The sequence below is a fragment of the Thalassoglobus neptunius genome, from assembly GCF_007859735.1.
Classification (GTDB): domain Bacteria; phylum Planctomycetota; class Planctomycetia; order Planctomycetales; family Planctomycetaceae; genus Thalassoglobus; species Thalassoglobus neptunius.
Map to the genome: position 1 here is coordinate 2,509,688 of NZ_SIHI01000001.1, position 24,858 is coordinate 2,534,545.

Sequence of the window (24,858 nt, forward strand, 5' to 3'; positions counted from 1 at the left end):
TTGGTACAATCTCCGATACATATCAGCTGAGGAGTCTCCGGCTGACTTCTCGATCGCCTGCTCCGATCAAATTTCCCCAACGGTATCGGTAAAATAATGAGTTCTCGTCCGTTCGCTCATCTCCACTGTCACACTCATTACTCGCTGCTTGATGGGGCCAACCGAATTCCCGATCTGGTGAACAAGGTCAAAGACCTGGGAATGAATTCCTGCGCGATCACCGATCACGGCAACCTTTACGGCTCGCTCGAGTTCTACCAGACGTGCAAGAAGAACGACGTCAATCCGATTCTGGGATACGAAGCATACATCGCGCCCGGTCATCGCACCGACCGAAGTGCGTCGCGCATGAAGGAAGCGAGTTTTCACCTGACGCTTCTGGCAATGAATGCGCAAGGGTTTAAGAACCTCGTCAAAATGTCCTCGCGAGCTTACCTCGAAGGTTTCTACTACAAGCCGCGTATCGACAAGGAATTGCTGGAAGAATTCAACGAAGGAATCATCTGCCTCTCCGGGTGCGCGTCTGGCGAATTGTCTCGCCTTCTTCTGGCAGGCGAGAAGGAAAAAGCGGAATCGCTGACAAGTTGGTACACCGATGTCTTCGGCGATCGCTTCTATATGGAAATCCAGGACGGTGGAGTCGAGATTCAGACTTCCTGCGCGGAAGCAACGACCGACCTTGCCAATCGGATGGGGCTTCCCCTCGTTGCGACGAACGACGCGCACTACCTCTGCTCCGATGACGCAGACATGCACGACGTCTTGCTGTGCGTGAACACTAAATCGTATCGAAGCGACGAAAACCGGATGAAGATCGGAACAGACCAACTGTTCATTCGGTCTCCCGAACAAATGTACGAAGCCTTCTCCCGACAGGAAGAAGCTGTCGCCCGTTCTCAGGAAATCGCCGATCGTGTCGATATCGATCTCGACCTGACCACGCGTCACTTTCCGGTTTTCCATCCTCCAGAAAACAAAACAGACGTCGTGTACCTGCGGGAAGTCTGCGAGAAAGCGCTCGTTGAACGGTACGGAGAGAACCCCGATCCGGTTTATCAAGAACGCCTCGACTTCGAACTTGGCGTGATTGAACGGATGGGCTACTCCAGCTACTTCCTAATCGTCTGGGACTTTGCTCAATTCGCGATCGACAACGGCATCCCATGCACCGCTCGAGGTTCAGCATGTGGGGCAATTGTTGCCTATCTACTCGGTCTCTCGGACGTCTGCCCAATCAAGTACGACTTGCTCTTCGAACGATTTCTGGACCCGAGTCGTTCCGAAGCTCCAGATATTGATATCGACTTCTGCCGGGATCGACGGGAACTGGTCATTCAGTTTGTGAAAGACAAATACGGCAGCGAGAACGTTGCTCAGATCGGAACGTTCGGAACCCTCAAAGCGAAAGCGGCCATTCGGGATGTTGCGCGAGCGCTTTCCGTTCCGCTGAAGCGGGCCGACGAAATCGCGAAGATGGTGCCCGACACGCTCAACATCAAGTTGAAAGACGCGCTCAAGGAAAGCGCTGAGCTTCAACAGGCCTACGACACCGACTCGCAGATTAAAGAACTCCTCGATTTTGCCATGGCGATGGAAGGTCTGGCAAAGTCGGCGGGAACCCATGCTGCGGGTGTGGTGATCGCCGACAAACCGCTTGAGAACTACGTTCCACTCCAGAAAATTACCGGCAAGGATGATGTCCTCACACAGTGGACGGATGTCGAAACGGCCGGGCTGCTGAAGATGGACTTCCTCGGGCTGCGAAACTTGTCCATCCTCGACAAAGCCGTCAAGAACGTCGCCAAGCACCGCGGCATTCACATCGTCCCCAAAGATCTTCCGCTCGACGATCAGGAAACATTTGCTCTCCTGCAACGAGGAGAAACAAAAGGCATCTTCCAGCTGGAATCGGGAGGAATGCGCGACCTCCTCACCAAGATGAAGCCGGATAAATTCGCCGACATCATCGCGACCTCTGCTCTCTATCGACCGGGCCCTCTCGAAGGGGGAATGGTCATGACGTACGTCAACGTCAAGCACGGGCGCGAGCCGGTTCCGACCGTTCACCCAATTGTCGATGAAGTGCTGGCTGAGACCTATGGCGTGATGGTCTACCAGGAACAGGTGATGCGGATTTTGAATCGCCTCGGAGGAATCGAACTCGCCAGTTCCTACAAGTGTATTAAAGCGATCTCCAAGAAGAAACAGGAGATCATCGACAGCTTCCATGACCAGTTCATCGAAGGAGCCCAAACGCAGAACATGGCTGCCGAACAGGCTCAGGAAATTTGGAACCTGATCGAAAAGTTCGCGGGATACGGCTTCAACAAATCACACTCAACCGCTTATGGGGCGATTGCCTATCAGACAGCCTATCTGAAAGCACACTACCCGGAAGAATTCATGGCAGCCCTGCTGTCATGTGGAATGGAATCGAGCGAAAGAATTTCAGAACACACCGACGATTGCCGTCGGATGGGAATTGAAATTCTTCCCCCGGATGTCAACCGGTGCGACGTTGAGTTCACTGTGATCATCGACGACTCCACCGATCCCCCAACTCGCAAGATTGGTTTCGGACTGGGAGCGGTGAAAGGCGTTGGCGAAGCGGCCATGCACTCGATGGTCAATGAACGCAACGAGAACGGACCGTTCAAAAACATCTTCGATCTTTGCGAGCGATGTGACCCCAAAGCCCTGACAAAAGGCACACTGGAAACACTCGTCAAGGCGGGTGCGCTCGACGAATTCGGATTCAACCGCGAACAACATAGCCTGGCGATCGACCGGGCTGTCCAGGCAGCAATCTCGAAACAACGAGATCTCGCCAAAGGACAAATGTCTCTCTTCGGCGGAGACTCCTCCAGCGATGACAACTCCGTTGAAACAGATATCTCAATGCCGGTCGCAGAAGACTGGACTCACAGCTACAAACTCGCCTGCGAGAAGGAAGTGCTGGGATTCTATCTCACCTCCCATCCTCTCACCGAATACGCCGATCAGATCGCCACGTTCACGCAAAACATGGTCAAAGATCTCCGCGACCTCGGCGATCAGAAGGAAGTCACTCTGGGCGGAATGATTTCTTCCATCAAGAAAGCCCAAACGAAAAACCCCTCGCGAAACGGGCACAGCAAGTACGTCAACTTCGACCTCGAAGACTCCACTGGGGTCGTTCGATGCATCCTCTGGCCGGACGATTTCGCTGCGATCGGTGACAAGGTCGTTCAGGAAGAAATTGTCGTCGTGAAAGGACGGATCGATCTGCGGGGCCGCGAACCGAATGTCATCGTCAACAAGCTCTTCACTCTTGATGAAGCAGAGAAAGAGTTCACCCAGCAGATTGCCATTCGATTCCAACGCGGCCTGCACACCGTGGACGACATGCAGCGAGTCAAAGACCTGTTGGGACGATTCCCCGGAAAAACTCCCGTCACAATCGTCGTCGAGACGAACGATCCGAAACGCAATCGCGAGACAGATCAAGAGTCAAACGGCTTCAATTCCCAAGGGACAGCGACCGAAACAGCATCAACGACGACGTCCCGAATCCGTGCAATTCTCGCGACACCAATTCAGGTCTCAGCTCGTGGCGACCTGAAGGAAGAATTACTCAAGACTTTGGGCGAAGGGGGATTCCGCTTTCAATCGATTCCGTCGAAGTAAGCTGACGATAGAAACAACTGAAGAAGCAATTGACTTTCGCCAATCTGCCTTCATCAACCGAGCGGTTCAACATCGACGGAAACACTCAACGAGTGTGATCCGCCCCCGATAAAAACACCGCGAAGCGGAGGCACGTCGCTGTAATCTCGTCCCCACGCCACTGTGATGTGATCGAGATTCGGTCGCAGATTGTTTGTGGGATCGTAATCGACCCAGCCCTGGCTTGGGCCACAATAGAGAGAGACCCACGCGTGACTCGCGTCGGCACCGACAAGGCGTGGCTTTCCCGGAGGGGGGATCGTTCTGAGATAGCCACTCACATAGCGTGTTGGCAACTTCAATGATCGGAGCATCGCGATTTGCAGATGCGCGAAATCCTGACAGACCCCGCGGCGGATTCGAAAGACTTCTTCGACGGGTGTCGTGACTGTTGTCGCTCGATCGTCGAACTCAAAGTTTTCAAAGATTCGCTTGGTCAGATCTGCTCCCGCTTCCACGATTCCTCGTCCCGGTTCGAACGAAGCAGACGCATACGTCTGAAATTCTTCCGACAGTCGGATGCGTGGAGACTCGAACGTAAAGAGATAATTCTCAAGCGACTCTTTCGAACGGCCTTGGCAGACAGCGTCTCGAACGGATTCCCACGGAACGTCTTCTTCGCTGGAATCGCTCCGCGGCTGAACGTCGATCTTGCTCAACGCATTGACCTTCAACACCTCATAGCCCTGATTAAACGAGAACGATTCCACTTCGTTCCCGAACGCGTCAAATCGTGTTGCGCGAATTGACGGAGGAGGGGAGATGTCCAGAGAAAACGTCTCGCAGGTCTGATGAGCAAGAAGTCGCGGCTTGAGCCAGGACTGATTGTGACACACGGAAACGGGTTCTTTTCCGGCATAGGTCGTCGAATGCGTAATCGCATATTTCATGACAGGACTCCGCCCTGATCGACAATCTGGCGAAGATCTCCGGAGTGGAGCAGATACTTTCTTTCGAGCAGACTGGCGAGATCACGCATCGCCTGATCGACGATATCAAGAACGCTCACAAGACGAATCGTTTCCATCGCTCCCAGATCATCCGAGGTCAACATTTTAACTTGATGCACAGCCGACATCGCCAGTCGCGTTTCTTCCGTCCGAAGCGGATCGACCTTATTTCCCGGAAGTTCAGCCACATGCCCTGCGATCAATTCCAGTTGAGAGAGAATTGATCGCGGATTCGTCAGATCGGTGATGCACAAGTCAAACACGCCGTTCTGTTGAACGTCATCGAGGTATCTCGCCCGATACGTCATCTGAACATCACAGACCTCAATGACCATCTTCAATGTTGCCGGGTCATGACGAGCATCGGAATCGAGAACGCTTCGAGCAAATTGTGCCGTTGTCCGTGACCGCTCGATCCGACGTCCGAGATCCAGAAATCTCCAAGCTGGTCCGCGAATCATTCCGTTGTCGATCAATCCCATTGCCGACGCGAGTCCGAGAATCAGATCATCGAGTTCATCGGCAAACTCGGCCAGATCACTCGCTCCTGAAATCGCGTCCTGAAAGTCGCTGGCAGTGCGATGAAGCTGTTGCCAGGTCTCTGGAGAAATCCAGTCCCGAATCAGCGAACAAAGCCGGAGCAACTCCGAGACACTCTGCCCCAGGCCGCGTGATTGATTGTTATCGGCGATAATCGCTGGCAGCGAATCGTGCAACCGGGGAAGAGTTTCGACCAACCCGTTGACAACAAATCCCGGCTCAATCGCTCCCACATCAACGAGGCTTCGGAGGAGAACGGACGTTGCGTCGCTGTCCGTATCCACGGAATTGTGAACGCGAGAGAGAAGAGACCGGCACATCCGAGACAGTTGATCGGAACGATCGAGGTTCTGTCCTAACCAGAACAGATCATCGGCAACCCGACTCGGAAACTTGGCGGTCGTGCGATTCAGCTGCACGTTTCGGTGTTCGCCGGGGAGCAGTGTCATCGAGCGTTCGGGAGAAGATGTCTCCACCCACAGATCTTTGCTCGTTTCTCCGCCAGCGATCGACAGTTCCATCGGTCCGCTTGAGTCGGCAACTCGAACCAATCCTCCAGGCATCACGCTGTAAGAATCTTCATCCGCGACAGCGAAGACACGCATTGCGACATGACCGGAAGTCAATTTTCCTTCACCGCTCAATGTCGGAGCGGCCGACCGTCGGATCAGCTCTTGTGCAACAAAAGAGTGCGGGTGCGTGAGAATTCGTTTTCGCAGCTGGTTCTGCTCGTCAACGCTCAGGTTTTCTCCGATCACTTCTTCGCCGCCACTGGCACGAAAAGCTGGCTTGATCACCAGAGAACGCATGTTGTCAAACACATACTCTCGGGAACTTGCATCCCCGCACCACCATGTTGCGATCGACGGAATCTTGAGAGTTGTTCCCAGGTAAAACTGACAGAGTTTTGGAAGCACGGATTTGAAAACGGGAGACTCGATAATTCCGCTGCCGGGCATATTGGCGAGCGCAACCGTTCCGGATCGGATCGCCTGCAACAACCCCGGAACTCCATGAGGTGCCCCACCTCCGCACTCCACGGGATCAATGTCACCTTCGTCACCACGGACCACTAGGACATCAACGTTGATCAAACCTGCCAGAGTTTTCAGAAAGACCTGATCTTCCCGAACCGCAAGATCGCTGCCTTGAACGAGATCAATCCCGAGATAACGGGCCAAATAGACGTCTTCGAAATAATACGGATGTGTTGGACCGTTGCTGAGGATCGCGACTCGTGGATGATCAATCTTTCTCGGACTCAACGCCTTCAAAGTGGCCTTCAACTTGGCGAAGAATGGGGCCAGTTTGCGGATTTCGAAGGAGTTGCTCAGCTGCGGAAGAATTCGCTTGGTGACAATCCGATTCTCGAGTGCGAACCCGGCCCCCGCTGGAGCATTCGAACGGTCCGCCATCACCCAGAATTTTCCGTTTTCCGAACGAGCCAGCTCCGCAGAATAGAGAACGAGCGAATTTTGACGCGTATGCAGCCCATTCGCCGGGAACATAAACGCATTGTGTCCATACACCACTTCAGGGGGCAGAATTCCCGCCTGCACTGCTTCGAGATCCCCGTAAATGTCTCGAATCAGGAGGTTCTGAAGCTTCGCCCGCTGCTCAATTCCCTCAGCAATGTGGGCCCAGGTCTTTTCATCCAGAATCATCGGGATGAGGTCCAGCTTCCACGGACGAGGATTCCCGGAGGAGTCCGTCATCCCACCGAACGTCACCCCGTTTTCATTGAGCAGATGTTCTGCCTGGATCGTTCTTCGCTGAAGCTCAGCGGCCCCAAGCTGGTCGACTCGATTCCACAATAGTTTCCAATGCGGACGAGGAGCCTGTCGATCGAAGGCTTCGTCAAAAACACCAGTCGCAGGGGAATAGGTACCTGACATCGATTTCTGGGGCAGCACAGAGGACATATAACTCCAGAATGAGGATCTCGTCCGGATCGGACTCGAACCAGGTCAGGCAGTGTCTTTTTTTATTCGCTCAGCCGGAGGTCCAGCGTGTGCGGATACTCATTGTTGACGACTGCCGGACGGAAATCAATTCTGTTGCCAGTATGACCGAACTCGAAAAACCTGGAAGCTCGCCGACTCTCTGCTTCGAGCGAATTCACCGGGTAGGAACTCTGATTTAAACCGCCGGGATGTTCAATATGATATTGGCATCCTCCGATGGAACGATTATTCCAGGTGTCGACAATATCGACGATCAGCGGCGTGTGAACGGAAATCGTCGGATGAAGGCAGCTTGGAGGCTGCCACGCACGATACCGCACACCTGCAGCGAACTCTCCGTTGCGTCCCGTAGGAGAAAGAGGAAGCGTTCGGGAGTTGCAGGTCACCGAATAGCGATCCCAGAGACCGTTCACTTTCACTTGCAGACGCTCAACCGAAGAATCGACATACCGCGCAGTTCCGCCACCTGCTGGCTCTTCGCCCAGCACGTACCACGGCTCCAGAGCCTGCCGCAATTCGAGATGAACACCTTCCCGCTCGATCTCTCCAATGATCGGACATCGGAATTCCATGTGCGGCGTAAACCACTCCCGCTCCATCGGAATCTCGGCGGCACGCAAATCAGAAATCACTTCAGAGAAGTCATCTTCCAACCAATGCGGAAGCATGAACTGATCATGAATCGCCGTTCCCCAACGGATCAAGCGGCCGTTGTAGGGCTCTTCCCAGAACTTCGCCACCAGCGAACGAACGAGTAGCTGCTGCGCGAGACTCATCCTCGCATGCGGAGGCATTTCAAGAGCGCGGAATTCGACAAGCCCCAGTCGTCCGGTTGCTGAATCCGGGGAAAACAACTTGTCGATGCAAAACTCTGCCCGGTGTGTATTCCCGGTCAAGTCGACAAGAAGATGCCGGAAAATTCTGTCGACCAGCCATGATGGAATCTGCTGGGCATCCATCGGGTCCGGAACCTGAGCAAACGCAATTTCCATCTCATAGATCGAATCCCGGCGTGCTTCATCGACTCGCGGAGCCTGACTCGTCGGGCCGATAAACTGCCCGGAAAACAGGTACGACAACGACGGATGATTGTTCCAGTAACCGATCAAACTCTTCAGAACATCTGGCCGCCTCAGGAATGGACTGTCTTCCGGTGTTTTCCCTCCGAGGACCACATGATTCCCCCCTCCCGTGCCGGTATGTTTCCCGTCGAGCTCAAACTTCTCTGTTCCCAGCCGAGACAATCGTGCCTCTTCGTAGACCCCGAATGTGACGGATTTCAGTTCTTCCCAATCGGCTGACGGAGGAACATTCACTTCGATAACACCCGGATCGGGAGTCACTTTGAGAATCTCCAGTCGCGGATCGTGAGGAGGCAAATACCCTTCCAGAACGACCGGCATTCCGACAGCCAAAGCGGTGTCTTCGACGATTGCGATCAGTTCGAGAAAGTCTTCCAACCGTGAGACAGGCGGAAGGAAAACGTGAAGCCGTCCGTCCCGAGACTCCACACACATAGCTGTATTGATGATCGAAGAGGGTTCCAGCGGAGGAGCCTCTTCTTCCTCATAGGCCGCGTTGAGCTGCGCGACTTTCTCCAGTCGTTCAAGTGTCTTTTGTTGACCGGTGATGTTGGAATCGTGGCTTTCCATGCGGGTCGCCTGCGCAGCCCGTCTCAATTCGAGATAACCCGGCAGGACCGGTCGACCTTCAAACGGATCGACCTGATACAGAACTTTTTTGACTCCTTTCGGAAGTGAGTCGAGAGGCAATCGAAGGCCGATCGGAGAATCCCCCGGAATCAGAAACAATCGATCCATCCGAAATGGCCACGGCCCCGACGTCCACGCCGCCTTCGCCTGCCACCACGCTTTTTTAAGCGGAAGAACATATCCCACGGGCGTCGTCACACCACGTTCGAGAATCTTCGCCAGTCGTCTTCGGTCTTCGGAAGCATCCAGATCGAACTTCCGCGGGTCGACATCGACCGGAACCTTTTGCTCCAGTTCGACAGTTTGCCAGACGTCCTCATACGCGGGACGAATCCACTTTTGATCCACCTTGAGGCGTTCCGCAAACTCGACGAGAAACCCCCCCGCATCTTCGGGCTGCGTCTCACCTTTTTCCCAGACGTTGGCTAGCAATTCTGTTTCCGACCAGATCGGCTCGCCATCTTTTCTCCACATGCACGAGTAGGCCCATCGAGGAAGCGATTCCCCCGGATACCATTTTCCCTGACCGAAATGGAGCAAACCTCCCGGGGCAAAACGGTCTCGCAGCCGATGAATCAGCTCGACCGACTTCTTCTGTTTCATTTCTCCGACAGCAGCGGTGTTCCACTCCGGGCTTTCCATATCGTCGATAGAAACGAATGTCGGCTCCCCGCCCATCGTCAGTCGAACGTCATTGGCTTGCAATCGTTCGTCGACAAGACTTCCCAATTCGTCGATTGCTTGCCACTGTTCCTCGGAATACGGTTTCGTCACGCGCGGATCCTCATGAATCCGCGTGACTGTCATCTCGAATCCAAACTCACATTCGCTTTCGTCCACTCCTCCCGAGATCGGTGCCGCTGATTGCGGTTCCGGAGTGCACGCCAGCGGAATATGCCCTTCTCCGGCGAAGAGTCCCGAAGTTGGATCGAGACCAACCCACCCAGCCCCCGGCAAGAAGACTTCAGTCCAGGCATGCAAGTCGGTGAAATCCGTAGTAGGGCCTTCGGGGCCTTCGAGCGGTTTTTCGTCAGCTGTCAGCTGAATCAGATATCCGGAAACGAAACGAGCTGCCAGACCGAATTTCCGCAGCAGATGAACGAGCAGCCACGCCGAATCACGGCAGCTCCCCGATCCTTTGGTCAACGTTTCAGCAGGAGCCTGAACACCCGGCTCCATCCGAATCAGGTAGTCGACATCGTGCTGAAGCTGGGCATTCATCTTGACCAGAAAGTCGATCGTTCGCAGCTCTTCGACTTCGAACTGCCTGGCGTAGTCCTGAAAAATACTCTCGGACGTGGGCGGATCGAGAAACGGCTGAAGCTGCTTCGCGAGTTCCGGATCGTACTGAAACGGATAATTCTCAGCGTAGTCGTCGATGAAGAAATCGAACGGATTGACCACCGTCATTTCCGCGATGAGATCGACTTTCACTTCGAATTGTCGAGTCACATTTGGGAAGATCAGCCGAGCCAGAAAGTTCCCGTAGGGGTCCTGTTGCCAGTTCAGGAAATGCGGCTCGGGAAGAATTGACAGCGAGTAGCTTCGAATCGGTGTTCGACAATGTGGTGCAGGACGCAACCGGACAACCTGGGGACCCAGAGTCACCGAGCGGTCGTAGTCATAGCGAGTTTTGTGATGGAGCGCAACGCGGATCGGCATGGGTGTCTCTCAGCAGTCCGTAAGTCTTTGAAATCTGCGACGGGTTCGTGCTACCTCTGTGACTGAAACTGTCCAGTCCAAGGCTCTTCAACGGGTCGAATCGCGAAGAAAGTATCGTGAATCGCTGCACTCGCTTCGTTTAAGCGAACTTGCAGCGAGTCAATGTATTCATGGAGCCCAATCTCGCGGATACTCTCCACCTGCCGGTAATCCAACTCCGCCCTCAGTTGGCCGAAAAGCCTCTCAGCGGAATTCCGGGACGTTCCCATCTGTGTGCCCGAGATCGCGTGCAATGACGCGTCGGCCTCGCGAACACAGTAGTTGATTGTTCTCGGGAAGGTTCGATCAAGAATGAGAAACTCGATGATCCGCTCGACGGTGATTCCGTGATAGCGGCGACGGTAACTCTGAAACCCACTCACAGACCGCAAGACATCCGCCCACTGAAGATCATCTGTTGGTGTCCCCACATCACTGAGCGTCGGAAGCAGTGTAAAGTATTTCACATCCAGCAAGCGGGACGTTTTGTCCGCACGTTCGATGACTCTTCCGAGATTCGCGAAGTGCCATCCCAGATCATGCGACATCGTCGCATCTGCAATCCCGTTGAATAAGTGGCTTCCCTCTTTCACAGAGCACAGAAAATCGGACGGAGAATCAATCGTTGCGAACTTCGATTCCGCATCCTTCACACGATGATAGAAAGCGTTGAGTTGTTCCCACATCTCTGAAGAAACCGATTCGCGGACCGATCGAGCATTCTCACGAGCGAATCGCAGCGACGAAAGAATGGAGTTGGGATACTCACGATCGAAGACGAGAAACTGCATCACCGTTTCAGCGGAAGCATGTGGATAGTGTTCGTGAAAGTACTTCTCGTCACCGGTTGCCAGAACCAGCGGTTCCCATTGTTGCTGAATTCCGATCGGTTGATCGAGTGTCATATTGAGGGTGACATCGACGAACCGTGCCAGGTTTTCGGCACGCTCAACGTAACGTGCCATCCAGTAAATTGCTTCTGCGACGCGACTTAACATTCTGGACCCTTTGTTGTGTTTTCTATGGATTCCCTGAAGTTCAAGAGACCTTAATCGAGTCCAGTCAGTTCTTCATCAGAGTCGGCAACAACCCACGTATCTTTACTTCCGCCCCCTTGAGAAGAGTTCACGACGAGCGACCCTTTTCGAAGAGCAACACGAGTCAATCCACCCGGAAGCACTTTCACGTCCTCTCCGTAGAGAATGTAAGGACGCAAATCGACATGCCGGCCTTCGAAGACGCCATCGATCAGAGTCGGAACCCGTGACAGCGACAAGACAGGCTGCGCGATGTAATTCCGAGGGTTCTTTCGAATCAGTTCTTCGAACTTCTTTCGTTCTTCCGTGCTCGCTCGCGTCCCGATCATCATTCCATATCCGCCCGATTCATTGGCGGGTTTGACGACCAGTTCGTCGAGATGACTCAGTACGTAATCTCGATGCTCGGGAACTTCGCAGACGTAAGTCTGCACATTCGGGAGAATCGCTTCTTCACCGAGGTAGTACTTGATCATTTCCGGAACAAACGCATATACGACTTTGTCGTCGGCGATGCCTGTTCCCGGAGCATTTGCCAGAGCCACCCTGCCATTGCGGTAAGCTTCCATTAAGCCCGGAACTCCCAGCGCTGAATCTTCCCGGAAGACTTTCGGGTCGATGAAGTCATCATCAATCCGCCGATAGATGACATCCACACGCTGAAATCCTTCCGTCGTTCGCATGCAGACGAACCCATCCTTGACGACAAGGTCTCGCCCTTCGACCAGTTCGACTCCCATCTGCTGAGCCAGGAAGGAGTGCTCATAGTAAGCCGAGTTGTAGACCCCCGGAGTCAGCACAACGATCGTCGGTTCATTCGTATTCGGCGCTAAAGACTGAAGCGTCTGCAACAGACCGCTCGGGTAATCGATGACCGGCCGAACGCGACAAGCTTTGAAAATCTGCGGAAAGCTCCGCTTCATCAACAACCGGTTCTGCAGCACGTAAGAGACACCTGACGGGCAACGGAGATTGTCTTCCAAGACATAGATCTGCCCATCGGAATGCCGAATCAGATCCGTCCCCGTGATGTGAACCCACACCCCGCGAGGAGGATTCAGCCCGCGACACTGCTCTCGAAACGAACTGGCATTTTCGATCAGGGCTCGTGGAATCACTCCGTCGTTCAGAATCTTTTGATCGTGATAAATATCGTCGATGAAAAGATTGAGCGCGCGAATCCGCTGCTTCAATCCCTGCTCAACGGTTCGCCACTCCTTTGAACCGACAATTCGCGGCACAATATCGAATGGCCAGATTTTCTCGGTGCCCTGATCATCACCATAGACGGCGAAGGTAATCCCCATTCGCATCATCGCCTGGTCGATCGCTTCCTGTCGACGCAATAGATCTCCCGGCGGCAATTGGTTGATTGAGTCGACGAGTAACTGCGCCTCCGGTCGCGGCTTCCCATCGCTGTCGAAAACCTCGTCATAAAAAGACTCAGTATCATAGGCAGTAAAGTCAACACTCTTAGCCATTTCCTGACTCACCCTTCAAATGCGTCGACACATGGGACGACGCTCATTATCTGCTGCGGAAGCAACATGCACAACGCCTAATTTCTAAGCACATCGCTGTCTGCTCCGATCAATTCCTCTGAGATTTCTCAGAACGCATCAACAATGCGATCGACGTGCCAATTCACAATGGAGAGCCGAAAACAAAAAAGAGACCGCACCCTCAACTCTGTCCGCAAGACATCTCCACATCATCATCGGACGAAGTAGATGCAGCCCGTTGCGAATAATTACCGGATTGCCTTTTCAGGAACTCCAGTCCACAACTGGTGCGAATCGTGCAAGACAGTCAACAGCCATCAAGTGAACATTTGCGATTGGCAGGAACTGTTGATTCAGCAGAATACGACTTCGCACGGACCGGCACATTCGAAGGAAAAGGCAAGATCAGAGATCGGACAAACATCCCGCCGGGAGAAGTTCAACGGTACAGCAGGGTTGAACAAGATAGCGACGGCGAGATTGAGCACTCAAAGCATCAAGAGATGCGATCGAACCCTGAATCGACCACTCGTGATTGACCTTCGAAGTTCTTGTCCTTGAAGGGATCGTGAGTCTGAACAGTCCATGCTGCGTAAGCGGCAGCAAACCCCAAGATAACAATCGGCCCCCATACCATTGCATTTTCCAGAAAGGTCCGCTGATCCTGAGACGACTCCTCATTTTCACTGTCGTCCATACTCTCCTGAGTACGACGAATGATCTCGATCCGCTCCGCGCGTTTCTGAGCTGCAGTCAAACCCGAATTCGAACTCGGCTTAGTCGGAGCTTTGGGAACAGCTTTCTTGGGAGCCATGACAGCGACCCGCTCTTCGGTTCCCTGGTGATTTCTTGCGGTACGGATTAACCCCACAACCGAATTCGCTGGCTGCCAGTCTTCGAGATCAGCCCGACGAACTTCCCCGTCCTCAGGCAACTGATGATCGTGAATCAAGAACGCCACATCCTTGAACATCATCGGTCCCCGAACACCGCCAGATACTCGAACATACCATTGCGTTGCCATGACAACCAAGCCCCGAAATCACATCCTGATTTGTTGCTCGGACCAGCGTACCCAAGACAACTCAACTCAATAAAAGAATGATGTTCGACGACCAAACATCCAAGGCAAAGACTCCCGCTGTTCTTGCTATTCCATTCGTCGCCGATACTACCGACGCGATGTTAACTTTGAATGAATTCTCGAAAATTCTGCGCAATTTCGAAAACATCCACGCATCACGATATCAATACGCGTTGGCCGGGAATCCGGGAGAACATCGACCAACAAGCGTTGCCAACAAACAGGGCACGCCCCCGATGCCACGTGTCAATGGCAACAAGAGGCCCGCAATCCGAGCCTCTACCTAGCTGCGTTTCGCAAATGAAACGCAGCCCTGACGAAACCTCAGCCCCGACCGGAAAAACCGTGTCGCTGGCGAGATTCAGAAGCGACTCTTAGAAGGAGTCGACATTACAAGACGCATTGAGTTTAACGGGCCATTCCGATTGAGCGGATTTCTCGCATCACCACAACCTTCACCTCTCCGGGATAGGTCATGTTTTCCTCAATCGTGCTCGCAATGTCGCGAGACATCTTCGCAGCTTCGCGATCATTGATCCGCTTGGGATCGACAATAACTCGAACTTCTCGTCCAGCCTGAACAGCATAGACTTCGTTCACTCCCGGGAATCCACAAGCAATCGCTTCCAACTCTTCCAATCGCTTGATGTATTTCTCGAGTGTTTCGCGTCGCGATCCCGGTCGTGACGCAGAACAGGCATCCGCAGCGGCCGTCAATACTGTGTAAATGTATTCCGGACGAATATCGTCATGGTGCCCAGCAGCCGCATGGACAACCTCTTCACCTTCGCCGTATCGCTTCAGCAATTCTGCACCAATCGCGGGGTGGCCTCCCTCCATTTCGTGGTCGGCCGCTTTTCCGATGTCATGACAGAAACCACAACGCCGGGCAACTTCAACATCCAGCCCGAGTTGCTCCGCCATCATTCCCGTCAAATATGCGACTTCGATTGAGTGCTGCAACACGTTCTGGCTGTAGCTCACTCGAAAATGCAGCCGCCCCATCAGTGCCAGCAGTTTGGGATGAAGATTCGGCACCCCAGCCTCTTCCGCAGCGCAGGTTCCGAGATCGATAATCCGCTCGTCCATCTCGCTTTTTGTTTCCGAGACGATTTCTTCGATCCGAGCCGGATGAATTCGACCATCCTGAATCAGTTTCAGCAGTGCATTCTTCGCAATCTCCCGCCGAACGGTATCGAATGCGGAGACGACAACGACGCCAGGAGTGTCATCAACAATGACATCAACGCCCGTTTCTTTCTCAAACGCGCGAATATTCCGTCCCTCACGCCCGATAATCCGACCCTTGATTTCATCGCTCGGAATATCGATGGTCGAAACAGTCGTTTCCGATGTGTGATCGGAAGCGTATCGCTGAACAGCCATTCCGATGATCTCGCGAGCGAGCTTTTCGGAATCTTGCTTGAGTTGCTGTTGATGCTTGAGAATTAAGCTTCCCGTCTCACTCTTCAGCTGTTTATCAAGCCGACTGAGGAGCCGTTGAGTTGCATCTTCTTTCGAGAGCCCACTGATTGTGTAGAGCTTTTCCTGTTCCTCTTCGACAATCTTCTCAAGCTCCTGCTCACGCTTTTCAATGAACTTCGACCGCTCTGCAATGCGGTTTTGCATCTGCTCAAGCATGCGTTCACGCTTCTTCAGACTCTCGCCTTGATCATCAAGACGCGTTTCCCGCTTGTCGATTTCCCGCTCTTGCTGCCGAAGCTTGTCACGAACTCGATCGAGTTCCGATTCGATTTCTTCACGTCTTTTAAGAAGTTCTTCCTTCGCGGTGAGCTCGCTCTCTTTTCGAAGGTTTTCCGCCTCGCGTTCGGCATCTTTAATGAGATCATCGCGAGTTCGATAAGCGCTCCCCATACGAATTCGATCGAAGAAGAAGCCGATGACAGAACCGAGCGCGAGCCCGATCCCTACCTCGAAAATTGGCACGACATGATCCTTTTGGAATCGCACCCCGGAGTCGCTACTTACCGTCGAAACTGGATCAAATCGCGAAAACACCACTCAGCGCCGTCTTGAACAATGAGAGAACTGACAAGTGTGGGCGGAACGAGAGAATTCAGACGTTTTCTGTCGTAGCTGGTGCGAATCTCAACGGCCGACAATACGCCATCGCCGAATCGCGGGATGCCCCACCATTCAGAGAATGCGCACGCAAATCGGTCGACTCCATCCACTCGACGACACGGACAGCTGTCCTGAGTTGCCATCTGACGACAACTTTCCGTGGTTTTCAGAGTTCTGCAAATTGTATGCAGCAACACCAGCAGAAAGCATATCACTGTAAACACCGAAGACTCGCCCAGCATGATGACACCAAAACGGTTCAATCGATTACGAGTTGAGCGGCGACACAGCACCCGCTCTTACGATCCCTGTCGAATAAAAAAGTTGTGAAGAAGAACACAATAATAAAAAATGACACGAACCGGATGACTCAAAACGGTTTGAAATGATCGTGGTTTCCGCGAGATTCCAGCCATAATATTCTGGCAAGAGACCCGAAGATGCATTGGACTTGGTTGAATTGATTTCTTATTCAGGCACATCGTCACAATGACGACCCACCCGACGGAAATGTTATCAGATTGAACAGAGTCTGCAATCTCACCCGTTACGGCACCAGTCGCCACCCGAATGAACAAGGATCAAAGCACGATATCTTCCCGATGACTGACAAGCTCACACCGACCAATTCTGCAACCTGATGGATTGCGAATTGCCCGAAGCCCCGCAGAGTGGTAACATTCTTACGGAATTATTGTGCAATTCCTCACCGACCGAGACCCGCTTCAGATGGATATTCGTCAATCACCGCTGATTTTGAGCATTCCGCTCGGACGATGGTTTGGCGTTGACGTCCGAATGAGCGTCTGGTTCGTCGGTTTGATCCTGATTTTCTGCCTCCGGCTGGGAGGAGCCCTCGGGCTGGCGGTTTCCGCGATCCTCTTCTGCAGCATCCTCGCACACGAGTTTGCCCACGTATTCGGAGCCCGGGCAACGGGCGGCGAAGGTAACGAAATCCTGATGTGGCCGCTGGGTGGCCTCGCATTCGTTTCACCCGCACCCTCTTTCTACTCCGAATTCTGGACAACACTGGCTGGCCCCTTGAGCAATGCTGCAATTTGCATCATCTGCGCCCCCGCTGTTGCCTCAAGCGGAATGCTACTTGAGTCGCTTCACCCCATTTTGCTTCCCTATGTCGACTTATCGCTGAGCAGTCCTGCGGTATTCTTGAACTCAATCTTCGTTCTGGCGTTCTCGATTAACTTCAAACTCCTGCTACTCAACCTTCTTCCGATTTATCCCCTCGATGGAGGACAAATCGCGTTCTACATCGCAAAACTCCACTGGGAACGGGGAGTTGCGCGACTCGGAACCCTCTACCTCGGGGCAGTCATCACGATTATTCTGGCCCTCGCCGGAATGCTGACAGCCTCGACCGACCTTGTTTTCATCGGATTCCTCTTGATGGTCTTCGTTTTACAGGCACACATGACGACCGTCTTTGCCCAGAGATTCGGTGAAGTTGGGCTGGGCTACGGACTCGAAGACGAAGGCGAGAGCTATTTGAACTACCTGGATGAAGACGAAGACCCGACGCCTCGCCCCGGACCGATTCAACGCTGGAAAGCCCATCGCCGAGAAAAACGACTTGAGCGCGAAGCCCAGCAACAAGCCGAAACGTCGCAGCGAGTGGACGCTCTTCTCGAGAAAATCAATCTATCCGGGTTCAACTCGCTCACAGATGCCGAGAAGAAGTTCCTGCAGCAAGCGAGTTCAAAATACCGCTCCCCGAGCGAATAAAGCCCCAACGGGCTGACATTCCGAACAGCTCGGGCCACTCTTTCCGACGATTCACCCCCAGACCGCTTCTCTGTCAGCGACTTTTGCAACAGGTTGTACGAGTAAACAGAGTCTCTCACGACCTGAACCGGCAACGACGATCGACTCATCGCGACTTTCGCCAGCCATTCTCAGTTCCAGACTCGACAGGCTTTGACGGAATCGAGAACATGCCCCCCAGTGATCGCAAGCCGAACGCATCAAACTTTTCGAGTCATTCACACGACTTCAAAAACAGCCTGAGCTTCAGGCTTCCGAAGCATCTCACGGCGAAACTTTCACACACTCGCGAGAGGAAGTTCGGCCTCAGCCGCCTCCATGCGAGTGCACCGACACAATAATATGTCCCGAAATCATTCTGAAACACAGTCTGACAAACGCGACTGACAATTGAGGATAGACGAGTGCGCTGGTCACAAACATTAATCCCAACCATGAAAGAAACCCCGGCAGATGCCGAGATTCCCAGCCACCAGCTGATGCTCCGCGCGGGCCTCATCCGCCAACTCATGGCTGGCGCCTACACATATCTCCCACTTGGAACGCGCGCCATTCGAAAAGCTTCCGAAATTGTCCGCCAGGAAATGGACCGCACCGGAGCTGTCGAACTCTCCATGCCAGCGCTCCAGCCGATCGAACTCTTCGAACGAACCGGCCGCAGAGACGCCTTCGGAAACGTGCTCATCAATTTTCCAATCCGAAGACGTGACCACAACGTTCACCTGGCACTCGGACCAACCCACGAAGAAGTCGTGACCGACCTGATGTCGCGACTCATCAGCAGCTACCGACAACTTCCGATGACCGTCTATCAGATTCAAACGAAATTCCGGAACGAAGAACGGCCGAGATTCGGGGTCCTTCGCACAAGTGAATTCCTGATGAAAGACGCCTACAGCTTCGCGACAACCGTCGAACAGCTCAACGAGTCTTATCAGAAAATGTACGATGCCTACTGCCGCATCTACTCCCGCTGCGGACTCGAATTCATCCCCGTGGAAGCAGAAAGCGGTCCCATCGGAGGCGATGCATCTCACGAGTTCATGATTCCCGCCGACAATGGAGAAGACCGAATCGTCCGCTGCGATTCATGTGGATACGCAGCGAACCTTGAACGAGCCGACACCGGCCGCAACCACCAAGCCCCCGCCTCAACCGAAAATCAACCGCCACCCGAAACTGTCGACACCCCCGGATTAGGAAGCATCGAAGCTGTCGCCAATTTCCTGAAGATTCAACCCAGCGAGATGATCAAAACACTCATCTACCTCGCTGATGACAAACCGGTCGCTGTCCTGCTTCGCGGGGACCACGAAGCGAACGATGGGAAAATCCGCAGGGCCCTGAGTGCCCAAACCCTCGAAATGGCCGATAACGCGACCATCGAACGCTCGACAAACGCCCCCGTCGGATTCGCCGGACCAGTGGAACTCAAGATCCCGATTCTGGTCGATCATGATGTTTCTCTGATGTCCACCGCAGTCGTGGGAGCGAACGCCGAAGATAAACACACCACCGGCGTGGTCCCTGGACGTGATTTCACATTCGACACGACTTTTGACCTTCGCAACGCAGAAGCAGGCGATCCCTGCCCAAAATGCGAGTCGAAGCTCGAATTCGTCCACGGAATTGAAGTGGGCCACGTCTTCAAGCTGGGCACGAAGTACAGCGAAGCCCTCGAAGCCGAATTCCTGGACGAGAAAGAACAGAGACACCCGCTCATCATGGGTTGTTACGGAATCGGAGTGAACCGGATCATCGCCGGACTCGCTGAAACATGCCATGACGAAAATGGCCTCATCTGGCCAGTCTCCGTCGCACCGTACGAAGTTGAGCTCATCCCCCTGAATGTCTCGGACCCGGAGGTGATGAAGCACGCCGAATCCATCTATTCCGAGCTGCAACAAGCCGGAATCGACGTCCTCATGGACGATCGCGATGCCCGTCCCGGCTTCAAATTCAAAGACGCCGACCTAATTGGGATCCCTCTGCGCATTATTGTCGGAGGAAAAGGACTCAAAGAGGGAATCGCCGAAATCAAATGGAGACGCGGCGGAGACGCGGAGAAAATCCCCCTCGCCGAAGCTGCAAATGACGCAATCAACAAGATCCAGGCCGAACAAAATCGGCTCTCGAACCAGTGACATTGCAGATACTCACTGCTCAGATCGCTGACTTATCTAAAATCCTGTCGTGTTCGGTTGCGACCGCCGACCTTCACCGATATCATTCTCTGCTCGCCTGACGGCGACACCGGGCGTGTAGCTCAGTTGGTTAGAGTGCAGCTCTGATAAAGCTGAGGTCCCAGGTTCGAATCCTGGCACGCCCACTAGGGATTTTTCAAACGCAAGCCGTTCGACAAATCCCGCCTGGGGACGTAGCTCAATTGGGAGAGCACCTGCTTTGCAAGCAGGGGGTTGTCGGTTCGAGCCCGATCGTCTCCACTTTGTTTCACGGCAGTTACTGGATGGCCAAAACCTCCACTGGCAAATGTGAAACAAAATCGCGAGTTCACTTTACTCGCAGACTTGCCACACCAGGCAAAGCTCGATAAAGTCCCGCGACTCAGGCTGAATCCAACTGACCGACGTCAAATGTCATCAAGTTGTGGACACAAGCCGACTGAGGGTTTCGTACCTCTGCTGCTCGCAAGCAACAGAAACATCGAAACACCTCAGAGGGGATTCGAGAAAAGAATTCTTCAAAAAAGAATTCACAGTCGCTTGACAACAACTTCTCGTTCCCCTAACATGCCTCCCCGCCTTGAGCGAAACGACTCAAGCGGACAGCAAGCCAACAAGACTCAAATGCACGCAAGTGCAAGAAAGCAAACGGCTTGCGACAAACCCAGAGAGGGTTTGATTGATCTTTGACAACTTGGCAGAAAGACGCGTGGCATCAAACGTTGCTAAAAAGCTGAAAACTTTTCAGCAAACGCAACGAAAGTTTGAAGAGCTCTTAGAGGTTGCACGTTTTGTGCACGGTGTCGTCAACGTGACGATTATCACTGTTTGCCTCTTTGGTTTCGTGTTGCACACCGCACGCTTTGCGTGTGGGGCGTGATTGAAACTAAAGTGGTCAAGCTAATAAGGGCACATGGGGGATGTCTTGGCGTTGGTAGGCGATGAAGGGCGTGGAAGGCTGCGAAATGCTTGGGGGAGCCGTCAAACAGGCGTTGATCCCGAGATTCCCGAATTAACCCGAAAGGGTGGCTAACGTGGGGAACTGAAACATCTAAGTACCCACAGGAAGAGAAAGAAATTTCGACTCCCTGAGTAGCGGCGAGCGAAAAGGGACTAGCCCAAACCGTGTGCTACGGCACGCGGGGTTGTGGGACCGACAACATGCATTGTGAATTGCTAGAGGAATCCGTTGGAACACGGAGTGACACAGGGTGAGAGCCCCGTACTCGAAAGCATGAAGCAGCTAGTCGGCACCCGAGTAGGACCGGTCACGTGAAACCCGGTCTGAATCTAGGAGGCCCATCTCCTAAGGCTAAGTACTCACCAACGACCGATAGTGAAAAGTAGCGCGAGCGAAAGATGAAAAGAACCCCTTTTAGGGGAGGGAAAGAACCTGAAACCATGTGCCTACAAGCTGTCGAAGCACTGTACTCTTCGGAGTCGTGTGACGGCGTGCCTTTTGCATAATGATCCGGCGAGTTATCGTCATTGGCTGGTTAAGATCTTACGGATCGAAGCCTAAGGGAAACCGAGTCTGAATAGGGCGAATTTGTCAATGGCGGTAGACGCGAACCCTGGTGAACTACCCATGGGCAGGTTGAAGCGCGGGTAAGACTGCGTGGAGGACCGAACCCACCTGTGTTGAAAAATAGGGGGATGACCTGTGGGGAGGAGTAAAAGTCTCATCAAACCAGGAGATAGCTCGTTCTCTCCGAAATAACTTTAGGGTTAGCCTTAAGAAACTACGCATCGGGGGTAGAGAGACTGATTTCGGCTGGGGCCCCTCCCGGGGTACCCACTGTGACCAAACTCCGAATACCGATGTGATTATCTTAGGAGTTAGTCCGCGGGGGATAAGCTCCGCGGTCGAGAGGGAAACAACCCAGACCACCTGCTAAGGTCCCTAAGATTTACTGAGTCAGAAAGGATGTTTAGATGCAATGACAGTCGGGATGTTGGCTTAGAAGCAGCCACCATTTAAAAAGTGCGTAATAGCTTACCGATCGAGCATTTTTGCACCGATAATGAACGGGAGTAAGTAAATCACCGAAGCAGTGGATTCGTAAGAATGGTAGGAGAGCGTTCCAATTCAGCAAGTGGTACCGCAAGGAGCCATGTCGGGAATTGGAAGTGATTATGCCGGAATGAGTAACGATAAGGCAGGTGAGAATCCTGCCCACCGTAAGCCTAAGGTTTCCTGGGGAAGGTAAATCCGCCCAGGGTTAGCCGGTCCCTTAGTCAAGCCCGAAAGGGGTAGACGATGGATAGCAGGTTAATATTCCTGCGCCGCAGTATGGGGGACGTTGTCATGAAGATGATCGGACTGTTAGATTAGTCCGTGCCGCAAGGCCGAGTCCCTGATGATGAAGTCATCAGATTGACAATCAAGAAAAGCCCATACACTAAACGCGACCGTACTAAAACTGACACAGGTAGGCGAGGCGAGTAGCCTAAGGTGCTCGGGAAAACGCTGGTTAAGGAACTCGGCAAAATTGCCCCGTAACTTCGGGATAAGGGGTGCCACCGCAAGGTGGTCACAGCAAAGCGGTTCCGGCGACTGTTTACTAAAAACACAGGACTCTGCGAACTCGTAAGAGGATGTATAGAGTCTGACGCCTGCTCGGTGCCGGTAAGTTAAGGAAGGGGGTGCAAGCTCACGACCGAAGCTCCGGTAAACGGCGGCCCTAACTATGAGGGTCCTAAGGTAGCGAAATTCCTTGTCGGGTAAGTTCCGACCTGCATGAATGGCGTAACGACTGGAACACTGTCTCAACCAGCGACCCGGTGAAATTGTAGCCGTGGTGAAGATGCCACGTACCCGCAGCGTGACGGAAAGACCCTATGAACCTTTACTGTAGGCTGGTATTGGTATTAGGTATGTTTTGTGTAGGATAGGTGGGAGGCTTTGATCTGGCAGCGCTAGCTGTCAGTGAGCCGTTGGTGAAATACCACCCTGAACCTACTTGATATCTAACTCCAACAACAAATTGGTGGACAGTGCCAGTTGGGCAGTTTGACTGGGGCGGTCTCCTCCTAAAGAGTAACGGAGGAGCTCAAAGGTACCCTCAGCCTGGTTAGCAATCAGGCGAAGAGCGTAAACGTAGAAGGGTGCTTGACTGCGAGATTGATGAATCGAGCAGAGACGAAAGTCGGAGTTAGTGATCCGGCGGTTCCGAATGGAAGGGCCGTCGCTCAACAGATAAAAGGTACTCTGGGGATAACAGGCTGATCACACCCGAGCGTCCATAGCGGCGGTGTGGTTTGGCACCTCGATGTCGGCTCATCACATCCTGGGGGTGAAGAAGCTCCCAAGGGTTCGGCTGTTCGCCGATTAAAGTGGTACGCGAGCTGGGTTTAAACCGTCGTGAGACAGGTTGGTCCCTATCTGCTGTGGGCGTACGAAATTTGAGGGATTTTCTCTTTAGTACGAGAGGATTTAGAGGGACGTACCTCTGGTGTTCCTGTTGTCTCGCTAGAGGCAGCGCAGGGTAGCTATGTACGGTTCGGATAAGCGCTGAAAGCATCTAAGCGCGAAGCCAGTCCCAAGATTAGATTTCGATGAGTCCCCTGGAAGACTACCAGGTTGATAGGCTGGCTGTGTAAGATTGGCAACAATCTCAGCTGACCAGTACTAACGGACAAACGCTTGACCATTTTAGTTTTGATCGTGCCAGAGCAATGCGATCTCAACGAGGTCTTCAAAGTTGGTATTACGCGTCTTCTGCCTTTTTATTCCATTGTGTTGTCTAACCGCAACACAGTGGCTTTCCGGTGACTACATCTATGTGGAAACACACGTTCCCATTCCGAACACGACCGTTAAGCACATAGAGCCGATGATAGTGCCGAAAGGTGCGAAAGTAGGTTATTGCCGGTTATTTTACCTCACACATCTTCGGATGTGTGAGGTTTTTTTATGCGCTGAGATGTTTTTCTGTCCGGATTCTGGATGAGTGTTTCATGCTTCTACAGGTTTGCCGGTGACTACAAGAAGCCGTTCAACGATTGTGACGAGTTGAGACGACGAGCGTAGCTGAGATTCTCCTCGACGTCATCCGTATCATTGACCCATAACTTGATGATGCACGTCTTTTCCGGCTGTTGTTGATAGACGGTTTGCTTCGCGATCTGCAGCCCTTTGATGATCGATCGAATGCATCGTTTTCTGGTGAAAGCTGTGCGCCAGCCGAACGGATCCAGGCGGTTCTCTTGGAGATCCCATATCGCGCTGAGTGTGTCGTTTGCTTGTCGATGGCATGCAGCTACCGTTTCATTGGAATCAGTGAACTGCTCATTGTGGAATGACCACGCCCCTTGATCTCTCCGGTGCAGTGCAATTGCTTGTGGCAGATTCGTTCGGGACGTGGGAAAGCGTTTCTGAGTCTTACTGAGCCAGTTTCTTGAGTACTCTTCGAGAGCTTGCTCCGAGTTTGCTGTCCAGTAGCAACTCGTCACATCGTGATCGACGCAAACGGCGAAAGCGTAGATTTCCCGATCTAGATCGTCTTCCTGAAGGGCCGCCATTCCAGCAATTGCCATGGCGGCCATGTGATCGGCCAGGTTGATAAAGTTCGAAGCCATTAAAGATTCCGTTCGTATCGTTGCAGTTCCAGCTC

The 24,858-nt window shown here is 53.1% G+C and carries 12 protein-coding genes, 2 tRNA genes and 2 rRNA genes; 7 read left to right on the forward strand and 9 right to left on the reverse strand.

Going from position 1 to position 24,858, the window contains the following annotated elements; genetic code table 11:
- The first annotated feature begins 96 nt into the window (after window positions 1-96).
- Window positions 97-3,666, forward strand: a complete 3,570-nt coding sequence (gene dnaE, locus KOR42_RS09830; protein WP_146509246.1) for a DNA polymerase III subunit alpha — start codon at window positions 97-99, stop codon at window positions 3,664-3,666.
- Between the two features lie 53 nt (window positions 3,667-3,719).
- Here the strand turns inward: dnaE and KOR42_RS09835 are convergent, their stop codons facing one another.
- The 8 genes from KOR42_RS09835 to KOR42_RS09870 all read right to left on the reverse strand — a co-directional run bounded on the left by KOR42_RS09835 (window position 3,720) and on the right by KOR42_RS09870 (window position 16,423).
- A complete protein-coding gene (locus tag KOR42_RS09835; protein ID WP_146509248.1) occupies window positions 3,720-4,595 on the reverse strand; it encodes a transglutaminase family protein in 876 nt (291 codons plus the stop codon).
- Complete coding sequence (locus KOR42_RS09840; protein ID WP_146509250.1) at window positions 4,592-7,117, reverse strand: circularly permuted type 2 ATP-grasp protein; 2,526 nt, start codon at window positions 7,115-7,117, stop codon at window positions 4,592-4,594. The genes KOR42_RS09835 and KOR42_RS09840 overlap by 4 nt, the downstream gene beginning before the upstream one ends.
- 62 nt (window positions 7,118-7,179) lie before the next feature.
- Window positions 7,180-10,533: a transglutaminase family protein gene (locus tag KOR42_RS09845; RefSeq protein WP_146509252.1), complete on the reverse strand. Its 3,354-nt coding sequence runs from the start codon at window positions 10,531-10,533 to the stop codon at window positions 7,180-7,182.
- 50 nt (window positions 10,534-10,583) lie between these two features.
- Entirely contained in the window at window positions 10,584-11,570 is a 987-nt protein-coding gene (locus KOR42_RS09850; RefSeq protein WP_146509254.1) for an alpha-E domain-containing protein, read from the reverse strand.
- A gap of 50 nt (window positions 11,571-11,620) precedes the next feature.
- A complete protein-coding gene (locus tag KOR42_RS09855) occupies window positions 11,621-13,090 on the reverse strand; it encodes a circularly permuted type 2 ATP-grasp protein (protein WP_146509256.1) in 1,470 nt (489 codons plus the stop codon).
- Window positions 13,091-13,607: 517 nt separating this feature from the next.
- Window positions 13,608-14,135: a DUF4339 domain-containing protein gene (locus tag KOR42_RS09860; protein WP_146509258.1), complete on the reverse strand. Its 528-nt coding sequence runs from the start codon at window positions 14,133-14,135 to the stop codon at window positions 13,608-13,610.
- A 468-nt stretch (window positions 14,136-14,603) separates the two neighbouring features.
- A complete protein-coding gene (gene rny / locus KOR42_RS09865; protein ID WP_146509260.1) occupies window positions 14,604-16,142 on the reverse strand; it encodes a ribonuclease Y in 1,539 nt (512 codons plus the stop codon).
- 38 nt (window positions 16,143-16,180) lie between these two features.
- Complete coding sequence (locus tag KOR42_RS09870) at window positions 16,181-16,423, reverse strand: hypothetical protein (protein ID WP_146509262.1); 243 nt, start codon at window positions 16,421-16,423, stop codon at window positions 16,181-16,183.
- 553 nt (window positions 16,424-16,976) lie between these two features.
- On the opposite strand from KOR42_RS09870, the gene KOR42_RS09875 reads away from it, so the two are divergent.
- The 6 genes from KOR42_RS09875 to rrf all read left to right on the forward strand — a co-directional run bounded on the left by KOR42_RS09875 (window position 16,977) and on the right by rrf (window position 24,119).
- Window positions 16,977-18,020, forward strand: a complete 1,044-nt coding sequence (locus KOR42_RS09875; RefSeq protein WP_146509264.1) for a site-2 protease family protein — start codon at window positions 16,977-16,979, stop codon at window positions 18,018-18,020.
- A 443-nt stretch (window positions 18,021-18,463) separates the two neighbouring features.
- A complete protein-coding gene (locus tag KOR42_RS09880) occupies window positions 18,464-20,203 on the forward strand; it encodes a proline--tRNA ligase (RefSeq protein WP_146509266.1) in 1,740 nt (579 codons plus the stop codon).
- Window positions 20,204-20,314: 111 nt separating this feature from the next.
- Window positions 20,315-20,388: transfer RNA gene (locus KOR42_RS09885), tRNA-Ile, on the forward strand.
- A gap of 42 nt (window positions 20,389-20,430) precedes the next feature.
- Window positions 20,431-20,503, forward strand: a tRNA-Ala gene (locus tag KOR42_RS09890).
- Between the two features lie 632 nt (window positions 20,504-21,135).
- Window positions 21,136-23,896, forward strand: a 23S ribosomal RNA gene (locus KOR42_RS09895).
- A gap of 113 nt (window positions 23,897-24,009) precedes the next feature.
- Window positions 24,010-24,119 (forward strand): 5S ribosomal RNA (gene rrf, locus KOR42_RS09900).
- A gap of 107 nt (window positions 24,120-24,226) precedes the next feature.
- Here the strand turns inward: rrf and KOR42_RS09905 are convergent.
- A complete protein-coding gene (locus tag KOR42_RS09905) occupies window positions 24,227-24,823 on the reverse strand; it encodes a DUF4303 domain-containing protein (RefSeq protein WP_146509267.1) in 597 nt (198 codons plus the stop codon).
- Window positions 24,824-24,858: the final 35 nt, after the last annotated feature.

Bases quoted from the DNA above. Each gene is read 5' to 3' on its own strand.
- KOR42_RS09855 (WP_146509256.1), bottom strand. From the start codon at position 13,090: ATGGCTAAGAGTGTTGACTTTACTGCCTATGATACTGAGTCTTTTTAT.
- KOR42_RS09905 (WP_146509267.1), bottom strand. From the start codon at position 24,823: ATGGCTTCGAACTTTATCAACCTGGCCGATCACATGGCCGCCATGGCA.
- KOR42_RS09835 (WP_146509248.1), bottom strand. From the start codon at position 4,595: ATGAAATATGCGATTACGCATTCGACGACCTATGCCGGAAAAGAACCC.
- KOR42_RS09870 (WP_146509262.1), bottom strand. From the start codon at position 16,423: ATGGCAACTCAGGACAGCTGTCCGTGTCGTCGAGTGGATGGAGTCGAC.
- KOR42_RS09850 (WP_146509254.1), bottom strand. From the start codon at position 11,570: ATGTTAAGTCGCGTCGCAGAAGCAATTTACTGGATGGCACGTTACGTT.
- KOR42_RS09840 (WP_146509250.1), bottom strand. From the start codon at position 7,117: ATGTCCTCTGTGCTGCCCCAGAAATCGATGTCAGGTACCTATTCCCCT.
- KOR42_RS09860 (WP_146509258.1), bottom strand. From the start codon at position 14,135: ATGGCAACGCAATGGTATGTTCGAGTATCTGGCGGTGTTCGGGGACCG.
- KOR42_RS09845 (WP_146509252.1), bottom strand. From the start codon at position 10,533: ATGCCGATCCGCGTTGCGCTCCATCACAAAACTCGCTATGACTACGAC.
- dnaE (WP_146509246.1), top strand. From the start codon at position 97: ATGAGTTCTCGTCCGTTCGCTCATCTCCACTGTCACACTCATTACTCG.